General features: G+C 70.6%; 19 protein-coding genes. 10 read left to right on the top strand and 9 right to left on the bottom strand.

The window, feature by feature from the left end:
* Positions 1 to 6: 6 nt before the first annotated feature.
* Positions 7 to 1,773: a proteasome ATPase gene (arc, locus tag CG747_RS33650; protein ID WP_100605658.1), complete on the bottom strand. Its 1,767-nt coding sequence runs from the start codon at positions 1,771 to 1,773 to the stop codon at positions 7 to 9.
* A gap of 249 nt (positions 1,774 to 2,022) precedes the next feature.
* On the opposite strand from arc, the gene CG747_RS33640 reads away from it, so the two are divergent.
* Complete coding sequence (locus CG747_RS33640) at positions 2,023 to 2,316, top strand: ferredoxin (RefSeq protein ID WP_100605657.1); 294 nt, start codon at positions 2,023 to 2,025, stop codon at positions 2,314 to 2,316.
* Positions 2,317 to 2,406: 90 nt separating this feature from the next.
* Here the strand turns inward: CG747_RS33640 and CG747_RS33635 are convergent, their stop codons facing one another.
* The 3 genes from CG747_RS33635 to CG747_RS33625 form a co-directional block, all read right to left on the bottom strand.
* Positions 2,407 to 2,988, bottom strand: a complete 582-nt coding sequence (locus CG747_RS33635; protein WP_100605656.1) for a hypothetical protein — start codon at positions 2,986 to 2,988, stop codon at positions 2,407 to 2,409.
* A gap of 204 nt (positions 2,989 to 3,192) precedes the next feature.
* A complete protein-coding gene (locus CG747_RS33630; RefSeq protein ID WP_100605655.1) occupies positions 3,193 to 4,185 on the bottom strand; it encodes a tRNA (adenine-N1)-methyltransferase in 993 nt (330 codons plus the stop codon).
* A 153-nt stretch (positions 4,186 to 4,338) separates the two neighbouring features.
* Positions 4,339 to 5,640 (bottom strand): site-2 protease family protein, encoded by a 1,302-nt coding sequence (locus CG747_RS33625; RefSeq protein WP_100605654.1) that lies wholly within the window; start codon positions 5,638 to 5,640, stop codon positions 4,339 to 4,341.
* 190 nt (positions 5,641 to 5,830) lie between these two features.
* Between CG747_RS33625 and CG747_RS33620 the strand changes: the two genes are divergently transcribed.
* Together CG747_RS33620 and CG747_RS33615 are read left to right on the top strand one after the other, a co-directional pair.
* A complete protein-coding gene (locus tag CG747_RS33620) occupies positions 5,831 to 6,769 on the top strand; it encodes a RecB family exonuclease (protein ID WP_100605653.1) in 939 nt (312 codons plus the stop codon).
* A 273-nt stretch (positions 6,770 to 7,042) separates the two neighbouring features.
* Positions 7,043 to 7,714: a response regulator transcription factor gene (locus tag CG747_RS33615; protein ID WP_100605652.1), complete on the top strand. Its 672-nt coding sequence runs from the start codon at positions 7,043 to 7,045 to the stop codon at positions 7,712 to 7,714.
* Positions 7,715 to 7,800: 86 nt separating this feature from the next.
* Here the strand turns inward: CG747_RS33615 and CG747_RS33610 are convergent, their stop codons facing one another.
* From CG747_RS33610 to metH, 4 genes are all read right to left on the bottom strand, one after another.
* Positions 7,801 to 9,396 (bottom strand): ABC transporter substrate-binding protein, encoded by a 1,596-nt coding sequence (locus CG747_RS33610; RefSeq protein WP_100605651.1) that lies wholly within the window; start codon positions 9,394 to 9,396, stop codon positions 7,801 to 7,803.
* Between the two features lie 81 nt (positions 9,397 to 9,477).
* Positions 9,478 to 11,085: an ABC transporter substrate-binding protein gene (locus tag CG747_RS33605; protein WP_100605650.1), complete on the bottom strand. Its 1,608-nt coding sequence runs from the start codon at positions 11,083 to 11,085 to the stop codon at positions 9,478 to 9,480.
* A 360-nt stretch (positions 11,086 to 11,445) separates the two neighbouring features.
* Positions 11,446 to 12,159 (bottom strand): HAD family phosphatase, encoded by a 714-nt coding sequence (locus CG747_RS33600; RefSeq protein WP_100605649.1) that lies wholly within the window; start codon positions 12,157 to 12,159, stop codon positions 11,446 to 11,448.
* Positions 12,160 to 12,389: 230 nt separating this feature from the next.
* Positions 12,390 to 15,899, bottom strand: a complete 3,510-nt coding sequence (gene metH / locus CG747_RS33595) for a methionine synthase (protein ID WP_100605648.1) — start codon at positions 15,897 to 15,899, stop codon at positions 12,390 to 12,392.
* Positions 15,900 to 16,138: 239 nt separating this feature from the next.
* Between metH and CG747_RS33590 the strand changes: the two genes are divergently transcribed.
* From CG747_RS33590 to CG747_RS33565, 6 genes are all read left to right on the top strand, one after another.
* A complete protein-coding gene (locus CG747_RS33590; protein WP_100605647.1) occupies positions 16,139 to 16,903 on the top strand; it encodes an IclR family transcriptional regulator in 765 nt (254 codons plus the stop codon).
* Between the two features lie 227 nt (positions 16,904 to 17,130).
* The gene (locus CG747_RS33585; protein WP_100605646.1) at positions 17,131 to 17,919 is read left to right on the top strand and encodes an MIP/aquaporin family protein; all 789 of its coding nucleotides are present in this window, start codon (positions 17,131 to 17,133) and stop codon (positions 17,917 to 17,919) included.
* A gap of 49 nt (positions 17,920 to 17,968) precedes the next feature.
* Positions 17,969 to 19,525 (top strand): glycerol kinase GlpK, encoded by a 1,557-nt coding sequence (glpK, locus tag CG747_RS33580; protein WP_100605645.1) that lies wholly within the window; start codon positions 17,969 to 17,971, stop codon positions 19,523 to 19,525.
* A gap of 13 nt (positions 19,526 to 19,538) precedes the next feature.
* Positions 19,539 to 21,143: a glycerol-3-phosphate dehydrogenase/oxidase gene (locus CG747_RS33575; protein WP_100605644.1), complete on the top strand. Its 1,605-nt coding sequence runs from the start codon at positions 19,539 to 19,541 to the stop codon at positions 21,141 to 21,143.
* A 245-nt stretch (positions 21,144 to 21,388) separates the two neighbouring features.
* Positions 21,389 to 22,471 carry an LLM class flavin-dependent oxidoreductase gene (locus tag CG747_RS33570; RefSeq protein ID WP_100605643.1) on the top strand — a complete coding sequence of 361 codons (1,083 nt, stop codon included), beginning with the start codon at positions 21,389 to 21,391 and terminating at the stop codon, positions 22,469 to 22,471.
* Between the two features lie 90 nt (positions 22,472 to 22,561).
* Positions 22,562 to 23,233, top strand: a complete 672-nt coding sequence (locus CG747_RS33565) for a FadR/GntR family transcriptional regulator (protein ID WP_100605642.1) — start codon at positions 22,562 to 22,564, stop codon at positions 23,231 to 23,233.
* A 19-nt stretch (positions 23,234 to 23,252) separates the two neighbouring features.
* On the opposite strand, the gene CG747_RS33560 is transcribed toward CG747_RS33565, so the two are convergent.
* A complete protein-coding gene (locus CG747_RS33560) occupies positions 23,253 to 24,038 on the bottom strand; it encodes an SDR family NAD(P)-dependent oxidoreductase (RefSeq protein ID WP_100605641.1) in 786 nt (261 codons plus the stop codon).
* 528 nt (positions 24,039 to 24,566) lie between these two features.
* On the opposite strand from CG747_RS33560, the gene CG747_RS33550 reads away from it, so the two are divergent.
* Entirely contained in the window at positions 24,567 to 25,679 is a 1,113-nt protein-coding gene (locus CG747_RS33550; RefSeq protein ID WP_100605639.1) for a PAC2 family protein, read from the top strand.
* Positions 25,680 to 25,698: the final 19 nt, after the last annotated feature.

The following is a 25,698-nucleotide window of genomic DNA, read 5'->3' as shown; positions in this document are numbered from 1 at the left end:
GCGGTGTTACAGGTATTGGCCGGTATTCGCCACCGTGTCGATGGAGCGACCGGTGTCCGCGCCCTGCTTTCCGGTGACCAGGGTGCGGATGTAGACGATCCGCTCGCCCTTCTTTCCGGAGATCCGGGCCCAGTCGTCCGGGTTGGTGGTGTTGGGCAGGTCCTCGTTCTCCTTGAACTCGTCCACGCACGCCTGGAGGAGGTGGGAGACCCGCAGACCCTTCTGGTTGTGCTCGAGGAAAGCCTTGATGGCCATCTTCTTCGCACGTCCGACGATGTTCTCGATCATTGCGCCGGAGTTGAAGTCCTTGAAGTAAAGGACTTCCTTGTCACCATTGGCGTAGGTGACCTCCAGGAAGCGGTTTTCCTCGGATTCCGCGTACATCTGCTCGACGACCGACTGGATCATTCCGCTGACCGCCGCCTTACGGGAATTCCCGTGCTCGGCGAGATCGTCGGAGTGCAGCGGGAGCCTTTCCGTGAGGTACTTCGAGAAGATGTCCTTGGCGGCCTCCGCGTCCGGACGCTCGATCTTGATCTTCACGTCGAGGCGGCCGGGGCGCAGGATCGCCGGGTCGATCATGTCCTCGCGGTTCGAGGCACCGATGACGATGACGTTCTCCAGGCCCTCGACGCCGTCGATCTCGGAGAGCAGCTGCGGGACGATGGTGTTCTCCACGTCCGAGCTGACCCCGGATCCACGGGTCCGGAAGAGGGAGTCCATCTCGTCGAAGAAGACGATGACGGGCGTCCCCTCGCTCGCCTTCTCCCTGGCGCGCTGGAAGACCAGGCGGATGTGCCGCTCGGTTTCGCCGACGTACTTGTTGAGCAGCTCGGGGCCCTTGATGTTCAGGAAGAAGCTCTTCCCGGCGGGCTGCCCGGTCACCTCGGCGACCTTCTTGGCAAGGGAGTTGGCGACCGCCTTGGCGATGAGCGTCTTGCCGCAGCCGGGCGGGCCGTAGAGCAAGACGCCCTTGGGCGGGCGGAGTTCGTGCTCCTTGAAGAGGTCCGGGTAGAGGTAGGGGAGCTCGACCGCGTCCCGGATCTGCTCGATCTGGCCGCTCAGACCACCGATCTTGGTGTAGTCGATGTCCGGGACCTCTTCGAGGACCAGCTCCTCGACCTCGCTCTTGGGGATGACCTCGTAGACGTAGCCGGAGCGGGTGTCGAGCAGCAGGGCGTCGCCGGGGCGGATGGTGACGTCCAGCAGCGGCTCGGCGAGCCGCACCACCCGCTCCTCGTCGGTGTGCCCGATGACCAGCGCGCGCTCGCCGTCCTCAAGGACTTCCTTGAGGGTGACGATGTCGCCGGCGCTCTCGAACTCCATGGCCGCGACCACGTTGAGCGCTTCGTTGAGCATCACCTCTTGGCCGCGCCGGAGCTCTTCGGCCTCGACGCTGGGGCTGACGTTCACCCGGAGCTTGCGGCCCCCGGTGAAGATGTCGACGGTGCCGTCCTCATTCACCTGCAGGAAGACACCGAAGCCGGCCGGCGGCTGAGCGAGCCGGTCGACCTCCTCCTTGAGAGCGACAATCTGGTCGCGGGCCTCGCGGAGCGTATTGGCGAGGCGTTCATTCTGGGCGGAAACACCGGCCAGGTTGGTCTGCAGCTCGACGATCCGCTCTTCGAGAATCCTCGTGTGCCGCGGAGAGTCGGCGAGCTTACGTCGCAGGACGGCGATCTCCTGCTCAAGATAGGCAACCTGACCGGCTGGATCTTCAGACCCGCGCCCCGGCCGGATGCCGCGGTTGATGTCGTCGTCGTGGGCTGCCACGGTCCTCACCTCCTCCAAGGAGCTGGACGCTTCCAGACCCTACCTGGGCCGGTGCAGGTTGAAACCCCTAGATCGAAAAGACTGTCGGGGTGTGTCCGATCTTCACCCTTGCGCACGTCCTCACGCCAGGGGAATACCCACCCATCAACATCGGAAAGCGAGCGGTTGTATCGTCGAGTCGGTCAACACCCGTCAGGGCTGGCGCCACTTAGACAAAAACGGTTCACGTAAGCAGGAACGGCAGGCGAGATGACCCCGCAGGACGAAGCACCGGAGCTGGAAGTCTGGATCGACCAGGACCTGTGCACCGGGGACGGGATCTGCGCGCAGTACGCGCCGGAGGTCTTCGAGCTGGACATCGACGGCCTGGCCTATGTGAAGAGCGCCGACGACGAACTGCTGCAGGAGAAGGGCGCCACAACGCCCGTCCCGTTGCCGCTGCTCAACGACGTGCGGGACTCCGCCAACGAGTGCCCCGGCGACTGCATCCACGTGCGCCGGGTCTCCGACCACGCCGAGGTCTACGGGCCGGACGCGGAGTGACCGGCGGCGCGTACGCGCCGTGGACGCCGTGCGTACGCGGCGTAGGCATGACACAGCAGAACACCGCAGACACGTGCGCCGTGTGACGGATCAGGCACCTGCGGTGGTCGACGAGGCGGGGAGTTCGTCCTGGACGAACTTCCCGCCTTGCCATTGCCACTTGACGGTCTTGTGCACGTCCGGCATGTAGCTCGGCACGTCGGGTGAGGAGTAGCCCTGGACGGCCGCGGAGACGACCCGGCCCTGGAGGGCGATGTCCTGGACGGAGAGCCGCTGGGCGGGCGCCAGGAGGGTCGCCACGATGCGCGGTGGGGCCTTCGGGTCGGAGGGCTGGGCGAGGACGTAGACGCCGCTGGGCGGGGTGCCGGCCTCGGTGTGGCAGCGGACCACGGCGACGGTCTGGGTGCCGCCGGCGCCGTCGAGGTCCCCGGAGACCTTCTGGACCACGTCGAGGCGGTTGGGTCCGCAGTTGACGGGGAAGGCCACACGGCCCGGATCGGGTGCCGGCGCGACCGCGGCGGCCTTGGTGGTGCCGGCGGCCGTGGCGGTGGCCCCGGAAGGCTGGAAGAGGGACGAGACCGCGATCACCGCCGAGAGGGCGGTGGCGGTGGCGAGCCAGTGCATGGGGTGGGGCTGGGTGTGCAACAGGTCCTGGCCTGCCAAGGGCTGCACGCGGGGTAACTCCTGTGAGGTGCTGTGGCGGTGGGAGTGCCCAGCATCGTTCCACAGCGGGGGGCGGCAAGGAACCGGCGGGGGCGGAGTTTGCGGAGTTTTCCGTACCGGCCCGGAGGGAGAACGAGACGGCGCCGCCGACGGCTCCCGCTCGGGGGGAACTCGTCGGCGGCGCCGGTCGGTTCGGTGGCCTGCCGGGCGGCGTCAGTCGCGCTCGGGCGAGCCGTCGGTGAGGTCCGCGGTGAGGTCGGCCGCGGCGGCCCCGTCGGGCTTGCCGGCGGCGCTCTTCTCCCGGCCCTCGGCGGCGGCCTTCTCCCGTCCGGGCCCGGTGTAGTCCTCGCCGTAGGCGCCCTTCGCGGGACGGCGGCGGCGCAGCGGGGGCTCGACGCCGTCGGCCAGCCGGCGGGCGGTCAGCAGGAAGCCGGTGTGACCGATCATCCGGTGGTCGGGACGGACCGCGAGGCCCTCCACGTGCCAGGTGCGGACCATGGTTTCCCAGGCCGACGGCTCGTTGAAGGTGCCGTGTTCGCGGATCGCCTCCACGGTGCGGGCCAGCTGCGTGGTCGTGGCCACGTAGGCGCAGAGGATGCCGCCGGGCACCAGGGCCTTGGAGACGGCCTCCAGGCACTCCCAGGGGGCGAGCATGTCCAGGATGACCCGGTCGACATCGGTGTCGGAGAGGTTGTCCTGGAGGTCGCCCACGGTGAGCGTCCAGGCGGGGTGCGGACCGCCGAAGTAGCGCTCCACGTTCTGGGTGGCGATCTCGGCGAAGTCGGCGCGGCGCTCGTAGGAGTGCAGCATGCCGTCGTCGCCGATGGCGCGCAGCAGGAAGCTGCTCAGCGAGCCGGACCCCACCCCCGCCTCGACGACGCGGGCGCCGGGGAAGATGTCGGCCATCGCCAGGATCTGCCCCGCGTCCTTGGGGTAGACCACGGCGGCACCGCGGGGCATGGACAGGACGTAGTCGGGGAGCAGGGGACGCAGCGCGAGGTAAGCGACGTTTCCGGTGGTACGGACAACACTGCCCTCGGGCGCGCCGATCAGCTCGTCGTGGGGGAAGGCTCCCTTGTGGGTGTGGAAGCTCTTGCCCTCTTCGAGCGTGAAGGTGTAGTGGCGTCCCTTGGGGTCGGTGAGCTGGACCTGGTCCCCGACCTTGAAGGGCCCGCGACGGCGGGCGGCACCGGTCGGTTCGGACATGTGACCAGCCTACCGGCCGTTCGGCGTCCGCCGTACCAGGGGCACCGGACCGGCCCCTCCGACCGGCCCTTCCTACAGGCCGGTCGAACGCGACAGGCCCCCCGGCTGGGGGCTACCCAGGGGTGGCGGCGGGGAACCGCGCCGGACAGGCGATCAGGAGGGGCGGGCCATGGCGGCGACGAAGGCGCGTTCCACGTCGGCGGTGGAGAGGACGCCGTAGATCGCGCCGGACGGTTCGACGACGAGGTACTCGGTGGCGGGGGTGGCGCGCAGGTGGTCCAGGAGGTCCTCACCGGCGAGGTCGGCGTCGACCCGCATGCCGTCCTTGAGGTCCTGGGCGAGGGAGCCGGCGGCGACCCACGGGCGGCGGTGTTCGGGGATGCCCACGAGGGCGGCCTCGCGGACCAGGGCGGTGGGGAATCCCTGGCGGTCGACGACGACCAGGGCGCGGGCGCCGGCGTCGTTGGCGCGGCGCAGCGCCTCGGACAGCGGGGTGTCGGTCTCGACGGGGATGGCGCGCCGGGTGAGCGTACGGGCGGTGAGGTCGGGGAGGCGTTCGCGCAGCCGGGCCATGCGGAGGCTGTTGCCGGCGCCGGTCCAGATGATGGCGGCGAGGATCGCGGCGAGCAGGGCGTCGGTGAGCGAGTCGGCGCCGCCGATCTCCTCGGGGGCCCGGCCGAGGGCGCCGGTGTGGGTGAGCAGCGGGAGGCCGATGAGGACGGTGACGGCCAGCGCGCGGCCGACCCAGGCGGCGGCGACGGTGCCGCTCATCGGCTTGCCGGTGATCTTCCAGACGACGGCGCGCAGCATCCGGCCGCCGTCCAGGGGGAGGCCGGGGAGCAGGTTGAAGATCGCGACGATGAGGTTGGAGATCATCAGGCCGGCGAGCAGGACGCCGGGGACGGTGCCCGGTTCGACCATCTGCATGCCGACGTAGAAGACGCCGGCGAGGACCAGGGAGAGGAGCGGGCCGACGAAGGCGAGGACGAACTCCCGCCCGGGGGTCTCGGTCTCCTTCTCTATCTCGGAGACGCCGCCGAAGAACTGGAGCTGGATCCGGCGGACGGGGAGCTTGAAGCGGAGCGCCGCGACGGTGTGCGCGAGTTCGTGGACGAGCACGGAGGCGTAGAAGGCGACCGCGAAGAACAGGGAGACCAGGTAGCGGGCGGCGCCCAGCTCGGGCAGGACCCGCTCCAGTTGGCCGCCGAAGACCCAGGTGATCAGGGCCGCGACCAGGAACCAACTGGGCGCGACGTAGACGGGCACGCCGAAGGGGCGGCCCATGAGGATGCCGCCGCCCGGGGCCTTCTGGCCGGTGTTCGCCCGGTCGGCGCCCTGCGGTCCGTCCGGGCCCGGTGGTGCCGCCGGGGGCCCGTCGGGTGTCTGCACGGGCGGCTGGGGCGGCCGGTCCTGCCCGGACTCCTGGGGGTCCTGCGGCTTCCCGCTCTCGTCCACGGCGTCCCCTCGTCGAATACGGCTTCGGCACCTGCGCTGCCTGACAACTCGATCATGCAGGGCAAAGGTGCCCGACGTCGATGGTATGCGGAGCTTCCGGCCGTGATCCGCTTCGGGGCGGGCCGTAGCGCGTGCTCACGGTCGGTGACCCTGCCGCGATTGTCAGTGGCGGGCCGTAGGGTTCTGTGGCATGGGATCGAGCACGGAGAAGACCGAGGTGGACGCGCCGGGTGGCGGGCCGGAGTCGGCGGCGGTGCCCGCACAGGGGCCGGCGCCGGCGGAGGCCGCGGTGCCGGCGCGGGGTGGGGCGCAGCCGCCGGTGGCGCTGTCGCCGTCGCGGGCGAGCGACTTCATGCAGTGCCCGCTGCTCTACCGCTTCCGCGTGATCGACAAGCTGCCGGAGAAGCCGAGTGCGGCGGCGACCCGCGGCACGGTGGTGCATGCGGTGCTGGAGCGGCTCTTCGACGTGCCCGCGGGGGAGCGCACGGCGGGCGAGGCCCGCGCGCTGGTGCCGGTGGAGTGGGAGAAGCTGCTGGCCAAGCGCCCGGAGTTGGCCGCGCTGTTTCCGGATGATGTGGACGGGGCGCGGCTGGGCCAGTGGCTGGCGGAGGCCGAGGGGCTGGTGGACCGCTGGTTCACGCTGGAGGATCCGACGCGGCTGGAGCCGGCCGACCGCGAGCTGTACGTGGAGACGGTGCTGGATTCCGGGCTGCGGCTGCGGGGGTTCATCGACCGGGTCGACGTGGCGCCGACGGGCGAGGTGCGGCTGGTCGACTACAAGACCGGCAAGGCGCCGCGGCCGCAGTTCGCCGAGGGCGCGCTGTTCCAGATGAAGTTCTACGCGCTGGTGATGTGGCGGCTGCGGGGTGTGGTGCCGCGCCGGCTCCAGCTGGTCTACCTGGGCAGCGGCGAGGTGGTGACGTACGACCCGGGTGAGGCCGATCTGCGGGCCGTGGAGCGGAAGTTGCTGGCGCTGTGGGAGGCGATCCGGCTGGCGACGGAGACCGGCGACTGGCGGCCGCGGCCGACGAAGCTGTGCGGCTGGTGCGACCACCAGGCGCACTGTCCGGAATTCGGCGGCACTCCCCCGGTGTATCCGTTGCCGGTGGTGGGAGGCGGCGGCGACTGATTCGGCCGGGGGTCCGGGGGTTGCCCCCGGGAGACGCAGTCGTTGCCGGTGGTGGGCGGCGGCGGCGACTGATTCGGCCGGGGGTCCGGGGGTTGCCCCCGGGAGACGCAGTCGTTGCCGGTGGCGGGAGGCGGCAGCGACTGATCCGGCCGGGGTCCGGGGGCGCTCTCCGGACGGCGTGGTCGTTGCCGGTGCGCCCGGCGGAGGGCCGGAGTGGGCCGCAGGGCAGAATGGAGCGGATCGAGTAGATCGAGCCTCGTCGAAGGAGAGCTTGTGGCCATCCGCGTCCTGCTGGTCGACGACCAGCCCCTGCTGCGTACGGGTTTCCGGATGATTCTGGAGGCCGAGCAGGATCTGGCGGTCGTCGGTGAGGCGGGCGACGGGCTTCAGGCGCTGGACCAGGTGCGGGCGTTGCAGCCCGATGTGGTGCTGATGGACATCCGGATGCCGCGGATGGACGGTGTGGAGGCGACCCGGCAGATCACCGGCCCGGCGAAGGACGGTCCGGCGAAGGTGCTGGTGCTGACCACGTTCGACCTGGACGAGTACGTCGTCGAGGCGCTGCGGGCCGGGGCCAGCGGCTTCCTGCTCAAGGACGCCCCGGCCAACGAACTGGTGCAGGCGATCCGGGTGGTGGCGGCGGGCGAGGCGATGCTCGCGCCGAGCATCACCCGCCGGCTGCTGGACAAGTACGCCGAGCATCTGCCGTCGGGTGAGGAGCCGGTGCCTGGCACCCTCCACACGCTCACCGACCGGGAGGTGGAGGTGCTGAAGCTGGTGGCCCGCGGGTTGTCGAACGCGGAGATCGCCGCCGATCTGTTCGTCAGCGAGACGACGGTCAAGACGCACGTGGGGCACGTGCTGACGAAGCTGGGGCTGCGGGACCGGGTGCAGGCGGCGGTGTACGCGTACGAGAGCGGGCTGGTGCGGCCCGGCGCGCAGTAGCCGCGGCGCGGACGGCGGCGGGGCCGGACCGGGGTGTCCCGGTCCGGCCCCGCCGCCGTGGTGTTCCGGCGTGCCGCCGGGCCGGCTCAGGCGTCGGCCGACTTGCTGATCTCCCAGAAGCGGAAGACGGTCGAGGAGTCCAGGGTCCATTCCAGGCCGGAGACGCCCTGGCGGGCGACCGCGTACTGCTTGCCCTGCCAGATCGGGATGACCGGCAGGTCCTTGGCGACGATGTCCTGGAGCTCGCGGAAGGCGGCCTTGGTGGCGCCGCGGTTGGGCTGGTCGGACGTCGCGGGCAGCAGTCGGCCGGTGATCTCCGGTGAGCTGTAGTGGTTGGCCAGCACGCTGTCCTTGCCGAAGAACGGCTGGGTGAAGTTGTCCGGATCCGGGTAGTCGGGGATCCAGCCCTTGACGTAGACGCCGAACCGGCCGGCGGCCATGCCCTCGTCGTACTCCTTGGTGGGCACGCTGCGGACCTTGGCGTCGAAGAGGCCGCTGGCGTTGAGCTGGGTGGCGATCTCCTGGACGGCGGCGACGGTGCCGGGGCCGAACCGGTCGGGGGTGGCCCACAGGGTGAGCGGGACCTTGCCCGGGATGCCGGCGTCGCGCACCGCGGCGGTGGCCTTGTCGGGCTGCGGGCGGTCCCCGTAGGTGCTGAAGAAGGCGGTGTTGTGGCCGGTGATGCCGGCCGGGACGACCGAGTAGAGCGGTTCGGCGGTGCGCTGGTAGACGTCCCGGACGAGGGTGGAGCGGTCCAGGAGGTAGGCGACGGCCTTGCGGACGCCGAGTTTGCCGGCTACCGGGTCCTTGAGGTTGAAGACCAGGTGCATGACCTCGGCGCTGCCGCCCTCCACGACCTGGGTGCCGTGCTGCTGGTTCAGCGAGGCGCGGTCCAGCGCGGCGATGTCCTTCATGGCCAGGCCGCGGTAGGCGACGTCGACGCCGCCGCTCTGGACGGCCTGCTTGAGCTGGTCGCGGTTGCCGTAGAACTTCAGGGTCATCCCGGAGTTCTTGGCCTTGGCGGGGCCCTTGTAGGACGTGTTGACGGAGAACTTGGCCTGTTGGGGGCTGTAGGAGTCGAGGGCGTAGACGCCGGATCCGACGGCCTTGCCGTCGGTGCGCAGCCGGTCGGCGGGGTAGGCCGTGTGGTCGACGATGGAGCCGGCGCCGGAGGCGATCTTCATGGGGAAGGTCGCGTCGGGCGTCTTGAGGTGGAAGACCACGGTCCGGGCGTCCGGGGTCTCGACGTTGTCCAGGGCGGCGAACATCACGGCGGGGCCGTTCTTGTCCTTGATGCTCCGGATGCGGTCGAAGGAGAACTTGACGTCCTGTGACGTGAGCTTGTCCCCGTTGCTGAAGGTCAGTCCGTCCTTCAGGGTGCAGCGGTAGACCTTGCTGTCGGAGCCGGTGAAGCCGCAGCTCTCGGCGGCCTCCGGTTCCGGGGTCGTCCCGCCCTTGGGGAAGCTGAGCAGCGACTGGAAGACGTTGTTGAACAGCAGCCAGGAGCCGGGGTCATAGCCCGAGGCTGGGTCGGTGGACACGACCTTGTCGGTCATGCCCATGACGACGGGTTCGCCGTGGCCGGACGACTCCGAAGTGTCCGTGCCGCACCCGGCGACCGCGAGCAGGGCTGTCGCCAGCCCCGCTCGGATCGGGGCGGCCAGCCACTGGTCACGCTTCACTCGGTGGTTCCTCACGTTCTGGTGATGCCGGTCGGGCCGCGGCGGGCCGCCGCGGCGAGGACGGTGCGGAGCGGGCGACGGTCAGTTGGAGACGCCGCGGCCCAGCTCCCAGATCTGCAGCGCCGAGGAGGAGTTGAGGGCCCATTCGACGCCGGTGACGCTGTCGCGGGCGGCGACGTACTGCTTGCCCTGCCACAGCGGGAGGTACGGGACGTCCTCGGCGAGGATGTCCTGGGCCTGCTTGAAGCCGGCCCCGGCGGCGTTGCGGTCGGTCTGCTGGCGGGTGGTGGGGATCAGCTGGGACTCGATCGTGTCGTTGTGGTACGGGGAGTTGAGGAAGTTCCCCTTGCCCACGAACGGCGCGATGTAGTTGTCCGCATCCGGGATGTCCGCGAACCACCCCATGCCGAACGCGGCGTACTTGCCGTTCGACTCGTCGGTGCGGAACTGCTGCCAGCGGTCGATGCCCTTGATGCTGACGTCGAACAGCTTGGTGCTGTTGAGCTGCTGCTGGAGGGCGGCGAACTCCTTGGCCGTGTTGGGGCCGTAGTGGTTCTTGCTGTACGTCAGGGTGAACTTCACCGGGGTGGTGATGTTCGCCTGCTGGAGGGTCTGCCGGGCGGCGGCGACGTCGGGGTCGCCGTACTTGTTGAAGAAGGCGTTGATGTGCCCGTTGAGGCCGCTGGGGACGAGCGAGTAGAGCGGGTCGCCGGTGTACGCGTAGACGTCGCGCACCAGCTGGGAGCGGTTGACGACCTGGGCTATCGCCTGCCGGACGGCCTTGTTGGAGACGGCCGGGTCCTTGGTGTTGAAGGCGATGTAGCGGATCTCCTGGCCGGGCATCTCCTGGAGCATGAGGTGCTTGTCGTGGGAGTTCTGCAGGCTCTTGACCTGGTCGGGCGTCAGACCGCGGCTCAGCAGGTCGATGTCGCCCTTGCGGAGCGCCGCCTCCATGTCCGCGGAGTCGTCGAAGAACCGCATCTCGACCTTGTCGTTCTTCACCTGCAGCCCGCCCTTGTACTCGGGGTTCTTGGTGAAGACGGCCTTGGTGAGGCGGTCGCCGCTGTGCTCGGTCTTGAGCTCGTACGGGCCCGAACCGACGGTCTCCCAGCCCTTGTAGAGGCTGTTCTTCGGGTAGACCTGGCTGTCGACGATGGCCGCGGCGGGGGTGGCGAGCTTCTGCGGGAAGGTCGCGTCCGGCTTGGTGAGGTGGAAGACCACCTCGCTGTCGCTGGGCGTCTCGACCCGGTCGATGTCGTCGAGCAGCGACACCGGACCGTTGGTGTAGTTGATGGTCCGCAGCCGGTCGATGGAGAACTTCACGTCCTGCGCCGTCAGCGCATGGCCGTTGGAGAACTTCAGGCCGCTGCGCAACGTACATCGGTACTGCTCGTTCTGGGTGTCCCGGAAGCCGCACGACTCGGCGGCCTCGGGCACCACGGCGGTGCCGGTCCGGGGCTGCCGCATCAGCGTCTGGAAGGTGCTGCGCAACACGTTCCAGGCGTCGACGTCGTACGCCTGAGCCGGATCGAGCGGCGCCGGCGCCGCCTTGGTGGCCTCGATCTGCGAGGCGACGCCGACGACGATCGGCGAGCCGCCCGAGCCCGCACCGTCGGTGTTGCCGCAAGCAGCGAGAGCCGGGGCGAGGAGACCGGCCAGCGCCGGCAGCACCAAGGTCTTGCGATTCATCGTCGGCAGGTTCCTTATCAGCGCAGAGGTGTTGCTCGCGTCGAGATTAGTAGGCGCCGCCAGCGGGTCATCGACGCAAGGAAGTTACATCGATATGGCGGTCGGATAACGGAGACTCGGTGATCGATAACCGGACGGTGGAACGTATCGCACGTTGCCCCATCAATCCGGACACTTGCCCCCGTAGAAACCATCGATGAGACCCCCTGGAACACCGGCCGGGCCCTCTGTCGACGGCCTGGCGCGTGAGAAACGTCACGCATCCTAGCGGCCGGTCCGCCATGCGAATTCCCCCGGGTATTCGTCACGGAAAATAAGCGGTTCGCTGCCGTGAGTTCCGGAGCATTCCCCGCAGTACGCTCAGTGCACGGTTCCCTGGCTTTCCGTGATGAGCGCCCGCAGAAAAGGGAGATCGACTTCTTCGAGGGAGCGCACCACGGTCCGCCCCGGAGCAGGCGGAATGGGTGTCACGGACGGCACCGCGACCACCCGGCAGCCGGCCGCCTCCCCCGCCCGCACCCCGGTCAGGGTGTCCTCGACGACGGCGCACCGGGCCGGGTCGACGCCCAGCCGCGCGGCGGCCGTCAGATACGGGTCCGGGTACGGCTTGGTCCGCATCAGGTCGTCGCCGGCGACGGTGAGCTCGAAGTTCTCCGGGCCGAGGGAGTGCAGCACCTGATCGATGATGGTCCGGTGCGAGGCGGAGACCAGCGCGGTGGGCACCCGGTGCGCGGCCAGCTCGGACAGCAGCCGGCGGGCGCCCGGCATCAGCGGGACGCCGCGGCTGATCCGGGCCGCGAACGCCTCGTTGAGCAGGGTGCTCAGCTCGGCCAGGCCGATGTCGGCGCCGGTCGCCCGGAGCAGGTAGCCGGCGCTGCGGGACATCGGACCGCCGACCACGACCTCCCGGTGGCATTCGTCGAGGGTGTGGCCGAGCCCGGCGAAGACCTCCGCCTCGGCCTCCCACCAGAAGCCCTCGGTGTCGACGAGCGTGCCGTCCAGATCGAGGAACACGGCCTGGAGGGTCGCGGCTTCGGCCGTGCGGGTGCCGACTGCGGGGATGCTGCTGGTCATCCATCCACCTCCGTTGGGACGTCCCCGGAGGGACGAAAAGGCCGGCCGCCTCCCCCGGCGGGGGGAAACAACCGGCCACTACCGGACCGACCAGTGTACGACCGTGCCCGGCGGAACGCCCGGGGAGTGCGAAGGATCCGCTTCCCGGGCGCTCCGCCGGGCACCCTGCGCTACGGTGCGTCACCACCCGGGGCCCGGGGAACGTCCCCCTGGCCCCGGGCGGTACCGCGTCACCGCGCGTTGAAGTACTTGGCCTCGGGGTGGTGGATGACGATGGCGTCGGTGGACTGCTCCGGGTGGAGCTGGAACTCCTCGGAGAGCTGGACGCCGATCCGATCGGGCTGGAGGAGGTCGGCGATCTTGGCGCGGTCCTCCAGGTCCGGGCAGGCGCCGTAGCCGAGGGAGAAGCGCGCGCCGCGGTACTTCAGCGCGAACATGTCCTCGACGTCCGCCGGGTCCTCCCCGGCGAAGCCCAGCTCGGCGCGGACCCGGGCGTGCCAGTACTCGGCCAGCGCCTCGGCCAACTGGACGGACAGGCCGTGCAGTTCGAGGTAGTCGCGGTAGGAGTTGGCCTCGAACAGCTCGGCGGTGGCCTCGCCGATCTTCGAGCCGACGGTGACGACCTGGAGGCCGACGACGTCGGTCTCGCCGGACTCCTCGGGGCGGAAGAAGTCGGCCAGGCACAGGCGGCGGCCGCGGCGCTGCCGGGGGAAGGTGAAGCGGGTGCGCTCGGTGCCGTCCTCGCCCAGCAGGATCAGGTCGTCGCCCTTGGACACGCACGGGAAGTAGCCGTAGACGACGGCCGCCTCCAGCAGGTTCTCGGTCTGGAGCTTGTCCAGCCAGCCGCGCAGCCGCGGCCGGCCCTCGGTCTCCACGAGCTCCTCGTAGGTGGGGCCCTCGCCGGTGCGGGCCTGCTTGAGTCCCCACTGCCCCTTGAACAGGGCGCCCTCGTCGAGCCAGGAGGCGTAGTCGGCGAGCTGGATGCCCTTGATGACCCGGGTGCCCCAGAACGGCGGGGTCGGCACTGGGTTGTCGACGGCGACGTCGGAGCGGACCGCGCCCTGCTCCGGCTCCGGCTCGGCGGCCTGCGCGGCCCGCTGCGGCACCCGGCGCTGCTTCAGCTCGGGCAGGGTCGCGCCGGGGACGCCGCGCTTGACGGCGATGAGCGCGTCCATCAGCCGCAGGCCCTCGAACGCGTCCCGGGCGTAGCGGACTTCGCCCTCGTAGATCTCGTGGAGGTCCTGCTCGACGTAGGCGCGGGTCAGGGCGGCGCCGCCGAGGATGACGGGGTAGTCGGCCGCCATCTTGCGCTGGTTGAGCTCCTCCAGGTTCTCCTTCATGATCACGGTGGACTTGACCAGGAGTCCGGACATGCCGATGACGTCGGCCCGGTGCTCCTCGGCAGCCTCCAGGATCGCGGAGACGGGCTGCTTGATGCCCAGGTTGACGACGTTGTAGCCGTTGTTGGACAGGATGATGTCGACGAGGTTCTTGCCGATGTCGTGGACGTCGCCGCGGACGGTGGCCAGCACGATCGTGCCCTTGCCCTCGTCGTCGGACTTCTCCATGTGCGGCTCCAGGTAGGCCACCGCGCCCTTCATGACCTCGGCGGACTGGAGCACGAACGGCAGCTGCATCTGGCCGGAGCCGAACAGCTCGCCGACCACCTTCATGCCGTCGAGCAGCGTCTCGTTGACGATGTCCAGCGCCGGACGGTCCTGGAGCGCCGTTTCGAGGTCGGCCTCCAGGCCGTTCTTCTCGCCGTCGATGATGCGCCGCTTGAGCCGCTCCTCCAACGGCAGCGCCGCCAGCTCCTCGGCCTTGCCCGCCTTCAACGACTTCGCGGTCGCGCCCTCGAACAGCTCCATCAGCTTCTGCAGCGGGTCGTAGCCCTCGGCACGCCGGTCGTAGACCAGGTCCCGCGCCACGGTGACCTGCTCCTCGTCGAAACGTGCGATCGGCAGGATCTTCGAGGCGTGCACGATCGCCGAGTCCAGGCCGGCCTTGACGCACTCGTCCAGGAACACCGAGTTCAGCACGATGCGGGCGGCCGGATTCAGACCGAAGGAGATGTTCGACAGGCCCAGCGTCGTCTGCACGTCCGGATGACGCCGCTTCAGCTCCCGGATGCCCTCGATGGTGGCGATGCCGTCCTTGCGGGACTCCTCCTGACCGGTGCAGATGGTGAACGTCAGGCAGTCGATGAGGATGTCCGACTCGCGCACCCCCCAGTTGCCGGTCAGGTCCGCGATCAGCCGCTCGGCGATCTCCACCTTCTTCTCCGCCGTGCGCGCCTGGCCCTCCTCGTCGATGGTCAACGCGATCAGCGCCGCACCGTGCTCGGTCGCCAACCGCGTCACCTTCGCGAAGCGCGACTCCGGACCGTCGCCGTCCTCGTAGTTGACGGAGTTGATCACCGCGCGGCCGCCGAGCTTCTCCAACCCCGCCTCGATCACATCGAGCTCGGTGGAGTCCAGCACGATCGGCAGGGTGGAGGCGGTGGCGAACCGGCCGGCCAGCTCCGCCATGTCCGCCACACCGTCGCGGCCCACGTAGTCCACGCACAGGTCGAGCATGTGGGCGCCCTCGCGGATCTGGTCGCGGGCGATCTCCACGCAGTCGTCCCAGCGGCCCTCCAGCATGGCCTCACGGAACTTCTTCGACCCGTTGGCGTTGGTCCGCTCACCGATCGCCAGGTAGGAGGTGTCCTGGCGGAACGGGACCGTCTGGTACAGCGACGCCGCGCCGGGCTCGGGACGCGCCTCGCGGGCCGTGGGAGCAAGGCCCCGGACCCGTTCGACGACCTGCCGCAGGTGCTCGGGCGTGGTGCCGCAGCAGCCGCCCACCAAGGACAGCCCGTACTCGCCGACGAACGTCTCCTGGGCGTCGGCCAGCTCGGACGCCGACAGCGGGTAGTGCGCACCGTCCTTGCCCAGGACCGGCAGGCCGGCGTTGGGCATGCAGGACAGCGGGATGCGGGAGTGACGCGCCAGATAGCGCAGGTGCTCGCTCATCTCGGCCGGGCCGGTCGCGCAGTTCAGACCGATCATGTCGATGCCCAACGGCTCCAGCGCCGTCAGCGCCGCCCCGATCTCCGAGCCCAGCAGCATCGTCCCGGTGGTCTCCACCGTCACCGAGCAGATGATCGGCAGGTCCGTGCCGGTGGCCTCCAGGGCCCGGCGGGCGCCCAGCACGGCGGCCTTGGTCTGCAGCAGGTCCTGGGTGGTCTCCACCAGCAGCGCGTCCGCGCCGCCGGCGATCATGCCCTCGGCGTTGCTCTGGTAGGCGTCCCGCAGCGTGGCGTAGTCGACGTGCCCGAGGGTGGGGAGCTTGGTGCCCGGACCCATGGAGCCCAGGACGTAGCGCTGCTGCCCGGTGGAGGCGGTGAACTCGTCGGCGACCTCACGGGCGATCGCGGCACCGGCCTGCGACAGCTGGTGGACCCGGTCCGCGATGTCGTATTCGGCCAGTGCGGCGAAATTCGCGCCGAAGGTGTTGGTCTCCACGCAGTCCACACCCACGGCGAAGTACTCCTCGTGCACCGAGCGCACGATGTCGGGCCGGGTGAGGTTGAGGATCTCGTTGCAGCCCTCCAGCTGCTGGAAGTCCTCCAGGGTCGGATCCTGCGCCTGGAGCATCGTGCCCATCGCTCCATCGGCGACCACGACCCGTGAAGCGAGCGCTTCGCGGAACGAGGTGACGCGGGACGAGCTGGTGGACGATGGCGTTTTCGAGGCCATGGTGATGCTCCCGTGGTTGCGACGGCTGTCGGCTTTGCACCCCTCCCTGAAGAGGGCGCACCCGGCCAGCGTAGCTTCCGGGCCGGAACGAGTGTTCCCCATTCCACGGCGTGGACAGCGGTTCCCGAGCGCGGCTCCGTCCGTTATCCATGATCGTCGATGGCCCGGCCCTCTCCTCATGGTCGGCATGGGCCGATATCGTTCAGCATTGTCGAACCAGCTATTTCGGAGGTCGCCCGATGGCACGCACGATCCAGTCGCTGGAGCGGGCAGCCGCGATGCTGCGGCTGCTCGCAGGGGGAGAACGGCGACTGGGCCTCTCCGACATCTCCTCCTCCCTGGGACTGGCCAAGGGCACCGCCCACGGCATCCTGCGCACGCTCCAGCAGGAGGGCTTCGTGGAGCAGGACCAGGCGTCGGGCCGCTACCAGCTCGGCGCCGAGCTGCTGCGGCTCGGCAACAGCTACCTGGACGTCCACGAGCTGCGGGCGCGCGCCCTGGTGTGGACCGACGACCTGGCCCGCTCCAGCGGGGAGAGCGTCTACCTGGGCGTCCTGCACCAGCGGGGCGTACTGATCGTGCACCACGTCTTCCGCCCCGACGACAGCCGGCAGGTGCTGGAGGTCGGCGCGATGCAGCCGCTGCACAGCACGGCGCTGGGGAAGGTGCTGTCGGCCTACGACCCGGTGGCGCACAGCGAGGCCGTGGAGGTCGAGCGGGAGGCGTTCACGCCGCGGACCACGACCGGCCTGACGGACTTCGAGGCGGTCCTGGACCTGACGCGGGCGCGCGGCTGGGCCGCGGACGTGGAGGAGACCTGGGAGGGCGTGGCCTCGATCGCCGCGCCGATCCACGACCGGCGGCGGATGCCGGTGGGTGCGGTGGGGGTCACCGGGGCCGTCGAACGGGTCTGTCGGGACGGTGAACTGCGGCCGGAAATCGTCGCTGCGGTGAGGGATTGCGCACGTGCGGTCTCCCGTGACCTGGGAGCAGGGCGATTCTGACCGCTTATGCCCTAAATGTTCACCTAAGTTTTTCGCCATAGAACCCTTGACGAGGTCTGGGAGGTAAATAAAACTGCCGTTCGTCGGTCGGCATTGCCGAACACCTAACGGCAATAAGCGTTATGGTGTGGACTGCCGCGGGCCGACCAACGCCCTCTCGGAGGGTGCGGACCACCGGAGGGACCCGGGGTTCGCCTTCCCCTGGACGAAGGACAAAGGAGTCGCGGGTGTCCAGCTCCGACATCTTCATCAGCGAGACCATCGGTACCGCTGTTCTGATCTTGATGGGCGGTGGCGTGTGCGCCGCCGTCACCTTCAAGCGCTCCAAGGCGTTCAACGCCGGATGGGTCGCCATCGCCTTCGGGTGGGGCTTCGCCGTCCTCACGGGTGCCTACATCGCCGCCAAGTCCGGCGCTCACCTCAACCCGGCCGTCACCATCGGCCTCGCGATCAAGGGCGGCATCGAGTGGAACCAGGTGCCGGTGTACTTCGCCGGTGAGTTCCTCGGCGCCATGATCGGTGCGGTCCTGGTGTGGCTCACGTACTACGGACAGTTCCGGGCGCACCTGAGCGACCCGGAGGTGCTCGCCGGCCACAACGGCGAGGAGGGCATGGTCGACCCGGCCGCCGCTCCGAAGGCCGGCCCGGTGCTGGGCATCTTCTCCACCGGCCCGGAGATCCGGAACGTGGTGCAGAACCTCGTCACCGAGATCATCGCCACCATCGTGCTCGTGCTGGCGATCCTCACCCTCGGGCTGAGCGACAACGGCAAGGGCGTGGGCGCGATCGGCACTCTGCTGGTCGCCCTGGTCGTCACCGGTATCGGCCTCTCCCTGGGCGGTCCGACCGGATACGCCATCAACCCGGTCCGCGACCTCGGTCCGCGCATCGTGCACGCGCTGCTGCCGCTGCCGAACAAGGGCGGGTCCGACTGGGGCTACGCCTGGATCCCGGTCGTCGGCCCGCTGATCGGCGGAGCCATCGCCGGGGGCATCTACCAGTTGGCGTTCGCCTGAGCCGCCCCGCCCACCCCGCCTCCGCCCGCACCGAATCCTGGAGCACACCATGAGCGACACCCCCAGCACCTCCTCGCACGGCCACGGCCCGTTCATCGCGGCGATCGACCAGGGCACCACGTCCAGCCGCTGCATCGTCTTCGACCGCGACGGCCGGATCGTCTCGGTCGACCAGAAGGAACACGAGCAGATCTTCCCCAAGCCGGGCTGGGTCGAACACGATGCGACCGAGATCTGGACCAACGTCCAGCAGGTCGTCGAGGGCGCCATCGACAAGGCCGCGCAGAGCAACCCCGGCTTCACCTCGGCCGACGTCAAGGCGATCGGCATCACCAACCAGCGCGAGACCACCCTGCTCTGGGACAAGAACACCGGTGAGCCGGTCCACAACGCCATCGTCTGGCAGGACACCCGCACCGACGGGCTCTGCAAGGAGCTGGGCCGCAACGTCGGCCAGGACCGCTTCCGCCGGGAGACCGGCCTGCCGCTGGCGTCCTACTTCGCCGGCCCGAAGATCCGCTGGCTGCTGGACAACGTCGAGGGCCTGCGCGAGCGCGCCGAGCGCGGCGAGATCCTCTTCGGCACCATGGACTCCTGGGTCATCTGGAACCTCACCGGCGGGGTCAACGGCGGCCGGCACGTCACCGATGTCACCAACGCCTCGCGCACCCTCCTGATGAACCTGCACACCCTGCAGTGGGACGAGAAGATCCTCACGTCGATGGACATCCCGGCGGCCCTGCTGCCGGAGATCCGCTCCTCCGCCGAGGTCTACGGCACCACCGCCGCCGGTGTGCTCGAAGGCGTCCCGGTCGCCTCCGCGCTCGGCGACCAGCAGGCCGCGCTCTTCGGCCAGACCTGCTTCGCCGAGGGCGAGGCCAAGTCCACGTACGGCACCGGCACCTTCATGCTGATGAACACCGGCCACCAGCCGGTGAACTCCTACAACGGGCTGCTGACCACGGTCGGCTACCGGATCGGCGACGAGCAGCCGGTCTACGCCCTGGAGGGCTCCATCGCCGTCACCGGCTCGCTCGTCCAGTGGATGCGCGACCAGATGGGGCTCATCAACAGCGCGGCCGAGATCGAGACGCTGGCCAGCACCGTCGAGGACAACGGCGGCGCGTACTTCGTGCCAGCCTTCTCCGGCCTGTTCGCCCCCTACTGGCGCTCGGACGCCCGCGGCGTCATCGCCGGCCTGACCCGGTACGTCACCAAGGCGCACATCGCCCGTGCCGTCCTCGAGGCCACCGCCTGGCAGACCCGCGAGATCACCGACGCCATGACCAAGGACTCCGGCGTCGAACTGACCGCGCTCAAGGTCGACGGCGGTATGACCTCCAACAACCTGCTGATGCAGACCATCTCGGACTTCCTGGACGCCCCCGTGGTGCGCCCGATGGTCGCCGAGACCACCTGCCTCGGCGCTGCCTACGCGGCCGGTCTGGCCGTCGGCTTCTGGTCCAGCACCGACGAACTGCGCGCCAACTGGCGCCGGGCCGCCGAGTGGACCCCCCGCATGGACGCGGCCATCCGTGACCGCGAGTACAAGAACTGGCTCAAGGCCGTTGAGCGGACCATGGGCTGGCTCGACGACGAGAGCTGACGAGGAGCACATCATGAGCACCCTGCAGAGCGTCCCGGCCCTCGGGACGCACCCGGCCGCCGGTTCCCTGCCGAGCCGCGCCGAAACCCGGGAGCAGCTGTCCAAGGCGACGTACGACCTCCTGGTGATCGGCGGCGGCATCCTGGGCATCTCCACCGCCTGGCATGCCGCGCAGGCCGGACTGCGGGTTGCCCTGGTGGACGCCGGCGACTTCGCCGGCGCCACCTCCTCCGCGTCCTCCAAGCTGCTGCACGGCGGTCTGCGCTACCTGCAGACCGGCGCGGTGAAGCTGGTCGCGGAGAACCACTTCGAGCGGCGCGCGGTCTCCCGCCAGGTGGCCCCGCACCTGGCCAACCCGCTCACCTTCTACCTGCCGGTCTACAAGGGCGGCCCGCACGGCGCGGCCAAGCTCGGCGCGGGCGTCTTCGCCTACTCCGCGCTCTCCGCGTTCGGCGACGGCGTCGGCCACGTCATAAGCCCGGCCAAGGCCCAGCGCGACGTGCCGGAGCTGCGCACGGAGAACCTCAAGGCCGTGGCCGTGTACGGCGACGACCAGATGAACGACTCCCGGATGGCGCTGATGACCGTCCGCGCGGCGGTCGACGCCGGCGCCACGGTCCTCAACCACTCCGAGGTCACCGGCCTGCGCTTCACCCAGGGCCGGGTCACCGGCGCGGAGCTCAAGGACCGCCTGGACGGCACCGAGTTCGGCGTCAACGCCCGCCTGGTCCTCAACGCCACCGGCCCCTGGGTCGACCACCTGCGCAAGATGGAGGACCCCAACGCGGCCCCCTCCATCCGCCTGTCCAAGGGCGCCCACCTGGTCCTCAAGCGCACCTCCCCCTGGAAGGCCGCGCTGGCCACCCCGATCGACAAGTACCGCATCACCTTCGCCCTCCCCTGGGAGGACATGCTGCTGCTCGGTACCACCGACGAGGAGTACGAGGGCGACCCGGCGGACGTCTCGGTCAACGAGAAGGACACCGCCCAGATCCTGGACGAGGCCGCCTTCTCCGTCCGCGACCAGCAGCTCTCCCGCGACCTGATCACCTACTCCTTCGCCGGTCTGCGGGTGCTGCCCGGCGGTCCCGGCGACACCTCCAAGGCCAAGCGCGAGACGGTGGTCACCGAGGGCCGCGCGGGGATGCTGTCGGTGGCCGGCGGCAAGTGGACGACCTTCCGGCACATCGGCCGCACGGTGATGAACAAGCTCGCCGCGCTGCCCGGCCACCCGCTGGCCGAGGACATGGAGCCGATCTCGCAGCTGCCGAAGAAGCTCCCGCTGCCCGGTATCGCCAACCCCAACGCGGTCGCCCACCGCCTGCTGATCGACGGCGGCACCCCCGGCCCGCGGATGGCCGCCGACACCGCGCGGCACCTCGCCACCCACTACGGCTCGCTCTCCTTCGACATCGCCCGGCTGGCGAACGAGGACTCGGCGCTGGCCGAGCGGATCCACCCGGACGCGCCGGAGATCTGGGCGCAGGTCGCCTACGCCCGGGACCACGAGTGGGCCGAGACCGTCGACGACGTGCTGCGCCGCCGGACCACGCTGACCATCCGCGGCCTGGACACCGAGGACGTGCGCGCCCGGGTCAAGGGCATGCTGGAGCGCTGACGCACGGCCGGCAGGCCGATCGGTGAACGGGGGTGGGGCGGTCCGAAGGGCCGCCCCACCCCCCTTTTCCCGAGCACCGCACGGCGCGCGTCCCCGAACGGGGCGCGCGCCGCGGTCGTTCCCGTACCCCCGCCACGCGGCCGACATACGGCGGCAACGTCCGGCGCGCACAGTGAGGTGAGCCACCGTCGGAGGCCGGCCGCGCGCCCACCCGACCGGGCGGCACCCCACGCCGGAAGGACACCATGAAATTCTCCGTGCTCTCCCTGATCGGCCATGCCCCGCACCCGCTGACCGGCCGTCTGCCCGCACCCGCCGACCGGTTCGCGGAGGTCGTCGAGACCGCCGTGGCGGCCGAGCGGCTCGGCTTCGACGCGTACGCCGTCGGCGAGCGGCACGCCGGGCCGTTCCTCTCCTCCAGCCCGTCGGTGGTGCTGGGGGCCCTGGCCGCCCGGACGTCCCGGATCCGGCTGCTGACCGGGGTGACCGTCGTGGCGGTCCTCGACCCGGTGCGGGTCGCCGAGGACTACGCGACCCTCACCCAGCTCGCCCGCGGCCGGCTGGAACTCGTCATCGGCAAGGGCGCGGAGGCCGGGCACTTCGACCTGTTCGGGCTCGACGAGGAGCGGCAGTGGGACCTCCAGGCCGAGAAGTACGAGCTGCTGCGCCGGCTGTGGAGCGAGGAGAACGTCGACTGGGCGGGCGAGTTCCGGCCGCCGCTGAAGGACGTGACGACCCTGCCGCGCCCGTACGGCGGTCCGCCGCGGATCTGGCACGGCTCGGCCACCAGCCGCAACTCCCCCGAGCTCGCCGCGAAGCACGGCGACCCGCTGTTCACCGCCAACGCCATCCAACCGCGGGCCGCCTACGCCGAGTTGATCGCGCACTACCGCGAGCGGTTCGCCGCCCACGGCCATGATCCGGCGCGGGCCCGGGTGGCCGCCGGCTCCGGCGGGCTGCTGATCGCCGACACCGAACGGGCGGCGATCGCCCGCTACAAGGACCTCTACGAGGCGAAGGTCGCGCAGACCTTCCGACCGCATCTGGCGGGCAAGGCCGGCTACAACACCCCGTTCCGCACCATCGAGGACGCCATCGCGGACGGCCCGCAGCTGATCGGTTCGCCGCAGCAGATCATCGACAAGATCCTCGGCTACCACGCGGTGTACGGGCACGACCTCCAGTCGATCACCGTCGACGGCTTCGGCCTGGAGCACGGCGAACAGGTGGAGACCCTCCAGCGGTTCGCCGAGGAGATCGCCCCGGTGGTCCGCCGCGAGGCGCCCAGCACGCTGTGGGAGGACCCGGCGGGCGGGGACGGGCGCTGAGCGGGCCCCTCGGGTCATAATGCCCCAGACATCGGATGTCTGCGGGCGGTGCCCGCGGAGTCCGGGCGGGTCCGGACGGGGAGGGCGGCCATGGCGGTCACCGACGAGGCCATCGAGAAGATCAAGGGGATGATCGTCTCCGGTGCGCTGCGGCCGGGCGACCGGCTGCCCAAGGAGAGCGAACTCGCCACCGAACTGGGGCTGTCGCGCAACTCGCTGCGGGAGGCGGTGCGGGCGCTGTCGCTGATCCGGATCCTCGACGTCCGGCAGGGCGACGGCACCTACGTCACCAGCCTGGACCCGCAACTCCTGCTGGATGCGATGAGTTTCGTGGTGGACTTCCACCGCGACGACACGGTGCTGGAGTTCCTCGCGGTCCGCCGGATCCTGGAGCCGGCCGCCACCGGGATGGCTGCCGGCCGGCTCTCCACGGCCGAACTGGACGCTCTTCAGGCCCAGTTGGACGCATTGGGCCCCGCGCCGGCGGTGGAGGACCTGATCGCCGGCGACCTGGAGTTCCACCGCCGGATCGTCGCCGCGTCGGGCAACTCCGTCCTCTGCTCGCTGCTGGACGGCCTGTCCGGGCCGACCACCCGCGCCAGGATCTGGCGCGGGCTGACCCAGAAGGACGCGGTCGCCCGCACCCTCGCCGAGCACCGGGCGATCCTCGGCGCACTGCGCGACGGGGACGCCGAGGCGGCGCGGGCGTGGGCGACGGTGCACATCGCCAGCGTGGAGCAGTGGCTGCGGGCATCGCTGTGAGGCCGCCCGCGGCCGGCGGTCAGGCCGCGAAGCCGCCGTCGACCGCGAGCGCGGCACCGGTGATGTAGCGGCCGCCGTCGCCCGCCAGATGGGCCACCGTCGCCGCCACGTCCGCCGGCTGCCCGTAGCTGCCGAGCGAGGTCAACTGGGCCTGGAACGCGGCGCTCTCGCCGTCCGCCGGGTTCATGTCGGTGTCGATGGGACCCGGGTGGACGAGGTTGACGGTGATGCCGCGCGGGCCGAGCTCCCGGGCCAGCGCCTTGGTCAGGCCGCCCAGCGCGGCCTTGCTGGTGGCGTAGAGGGAACCGCCGGGGAAGGCCACCCGTTCGGCCATGCAGCTGCCGATCGAGATGATCCGGCCGCCCTCGGGGAGGTGGGCGGCCGCGGCCTGGGCGGCCAGGAACGGGGCCCGGACATTGATCGCCAGCACCCGGTCCACGTCGTCGAGCCCGATGCCCTCGAAGGGGCCAATGACGCCCGCGCCCGCGTTGTTGACCAGGATGTCCAGCCGCCCGAACCGGTCGGCCGCGGCGGCGACCGAGGACCGTACCGCGTCCGGGTCCGCGCCGTCGGCCCGGATCGCCCAGGCCCGTCCGCCGGTCCGCTCGATCCGCCGGACGACCTCGGCGGCCAGGTCGTCCCGGTTCTGGTAGGTCAGCGCCACCGCCGCCCCGTCGGCCGCCAGCCGCACCGCGATCGCCGCACCGATGCCCCGGCTGCCGCCGGTCACCAGGGCCGCCTTGCCGGTCAGCGGGCGGGCGCCGGGCGCGGGGGTAGCGGTCGCCATGGCCGTCGTCATCGTCATCACCTTTGTCTCATGTTCATCTTCGAGCCGTACGTACCGAGTTGCGGGGATCCGGAAGGGTTTCCATGCTTCCGGGCGCTTCCTCCGCGGTACGGTTCGATCCTCCGGCAGCGCGGCGGGCGGCGCTGGCGGAATCCGGACGTCTAGGGCGGGGCGGCCGACGACGTACGGGGCCAGGGCCCGGACCTCCGGCCCGGCGACGGTGTCGGTTGCGGCCGTGGGCACGCCCCTGGGATGTCGTGTCGCGCGGATGTCACGGGAGAACATCGGACCTTTTTCGGTCCTCCGATGTATAGCCCCGCCTGGAAGACCGCGCCCGGACCGCGCACCCGAATCCCCTGGTAATGCCAGAGTTGTTGACCGGTCGACCCACCCCCTCGCCGACTACAGATCGGATCTATCCGTACACGCGCTCGCAAAGGGGCTGCGGATCGGCACCTCGGAAGCCGTAGTCTTGGGAGCGCACGCAACGGAACTGCAGCCGGCGGGCCGCCCCAGGCGGCCGGGCCGGCCGGAAGGAGGGGCTGGGTGATCGAGCTGGAGGGGGTGCCCGAGCTGATCGACCCGGTCATGGTGGCCGCGTTCGAGGGCTGGAACGACGCCGGCGATGCCGCCTCCGCCGCGGTCGCCCACCTGGACCGGGAATGGAAGGGCGAGGTCTTCGCCGCGCTCGACGCGGAGGACTACTACGACTTCCAGGTCAACCGCCCGACGGTCTTCCTGGAGAACGGCGTCCGCAAGGTCACCTGGCCCACGACGCGGCTCTCCGTCGTCCGGATCGGCGACGCGGACGGCAAGGGGAACCCCCGCGACCTGGTCCTGGTCCGCGGCATCGAGCCGAGCATGCGCTGGCGCTCGTTCTGCAACGAACTCCTCGGCTTCGCCCACGAATTGGGCGTCGAGATGGTCGTGGTGCTGGGCTCCCTGCTGGGCGACACCCCGCACACCCGGCCGGTCCCGGTCAGCGGTGTCACCTCCGACGCGGACGTGGCGCGCCGACTGGACCTGGAGGAGTCCCGGTACGAGGGCCCGACGGGCATCGTCGGCATCCTCCAGGAGGCGTGCACGCACGCCGGCGTCCCGGCGGTCAGCCTGTGGGCCGCGGTGCCGCACTACGTCTCCCAGCCTCCCAACCCCAAGGCCACCCTCGCCCTCCTCAACCGCCTGGAGGACCTGCTCGACCTGCGGATCCCGCTCGGCGAACTGACCGAGGACGCCCGCGCCTGGCAGCTGGGCGTGGACCAACTCGCCGCGGAGGACAGCGAGGTCGCCGAGTACGTCCAGTCGCTGGAGGAGGCCCGGGACACCGCCGAGCTCCCGGAGGCGTCCGGCGAGGCCATCGCCCGCGAGTTCGAACGCTATCTGCGCCGCCGCGACCCGCAGGCCGGCCCCGGCGTGGCGACCGAGGGCGGCCTCGCCGACGGCCGGGACGGCTCGTACCTCCGCGACACCGCCGGCGGCCGCACCCGGCACCCCCGCGCCACGCCCAAGGAGCCGCGCGAGCCCCGGCCGCCGGAGGAGTCCGGGCCCCCGAAGCCGCCCGGCGCCCCGGAAGCCGAGGGCGCGGGCGGTCCGGACGACGGCCCGGACGCCGGCCGCACCGACGGCGACGGCCCGGAGGACCCCGGCACCGGAAGCTGACCGGCCGCCCGGCCCCGGC

Source organism: Streptomyces sp. CB02959, assembly GCF_002803155.1.
In the GTDB taxonomy this organism is placed as follows: domain Bacteria; phylum Actinomycetota; class Actinomycetes; order Streptomycetales; family Streptomycetaceae; genus Streptomyces.
This window is presented reverse-complemented; position numbering and strand designations above follow the sequence as displayed.

Coding starts and splice junctions, on each gene's coding strand:
- CG747_RS33565 (WP_100605642.1), top strand. CDS start 22,562: ATGGCGGTCACCGACGAGGCCATCGAGAAGATCAAGGGGATGATCGTC.
- CG747_RS33570 (WP_100605643.1), top strand. CDS start 21,389: ATGAAATTCTCCGTGCTCTCCCTGATCGGCCATGCCCCGCACCCGCTG.
- CG747_RS33620 (WP_100605653.1), top strand. CDS start 5,831: ATGGGATCGAGCACGGAGAAGACCGAGGTGGACGCGCCGGGTGGCGGG.
- glpK (WP_100605645.1), top strand. CDS start 17,969: ATGAGCGACACCCCCAGCACCTCCTCGCACGGCCACGGCCCGTTCATC.
- CG747_RS33560 (WP_100605641.1), bottom strand. CDS start 24,038: ATGACGATGACGACGGCCATGGCGACCGCTACCCCCGCGCCCGGCGCC.
- metH (WP_100605648.1), bottom strand. CDS start 15,899: ATGGCCTCGAAAACGCCATCGTCCACCAGCTCGTCCCGCGTCACCTCG.
- CG747_RS33640 (WP_100605657.1), top strand. CDS start 2,023: ATGACCCCGCAGGACGAAGCACCGGAGCTGGAAGTCTGGATCGACCAG.
- CG747_RS33630 (WP_100605655.1), bottom strand. CDS start 4,185: ATGTCCGAACCGACCGGTGCCGCCCGCCGTCGCGGGCCCTTCAAGGTC.
- CG747_RS33575 (WP_100605644.1), top strand. CDS start 19,539: ATGAGCACCCTGCAGAGCGTCCCGGCCCTCGGGACGCACCCGGCCGCC.
- CG747_RS33600 (WP_100605649.1), bottom strand. CDS start 12,159: ATGACCAGCAGCATCCCCGCAGTCGGCACCCGCACGGCCGAAGCCGCG.
- CG747_RS33590 (WP_100605647.1), top strand. CDS start 16,139: ATGGCACGCACGATCCAGTCGCTGGAGCGGGCAGCCGCGATGCTGCGG.
- CG747_RS33605 (WP_100605650.1), bottom strand. CDS start 11,085: ATGAATCGCAAGACCTTGGTGCTGCCGGCGCTGGCCGGTCTCCTCGCC.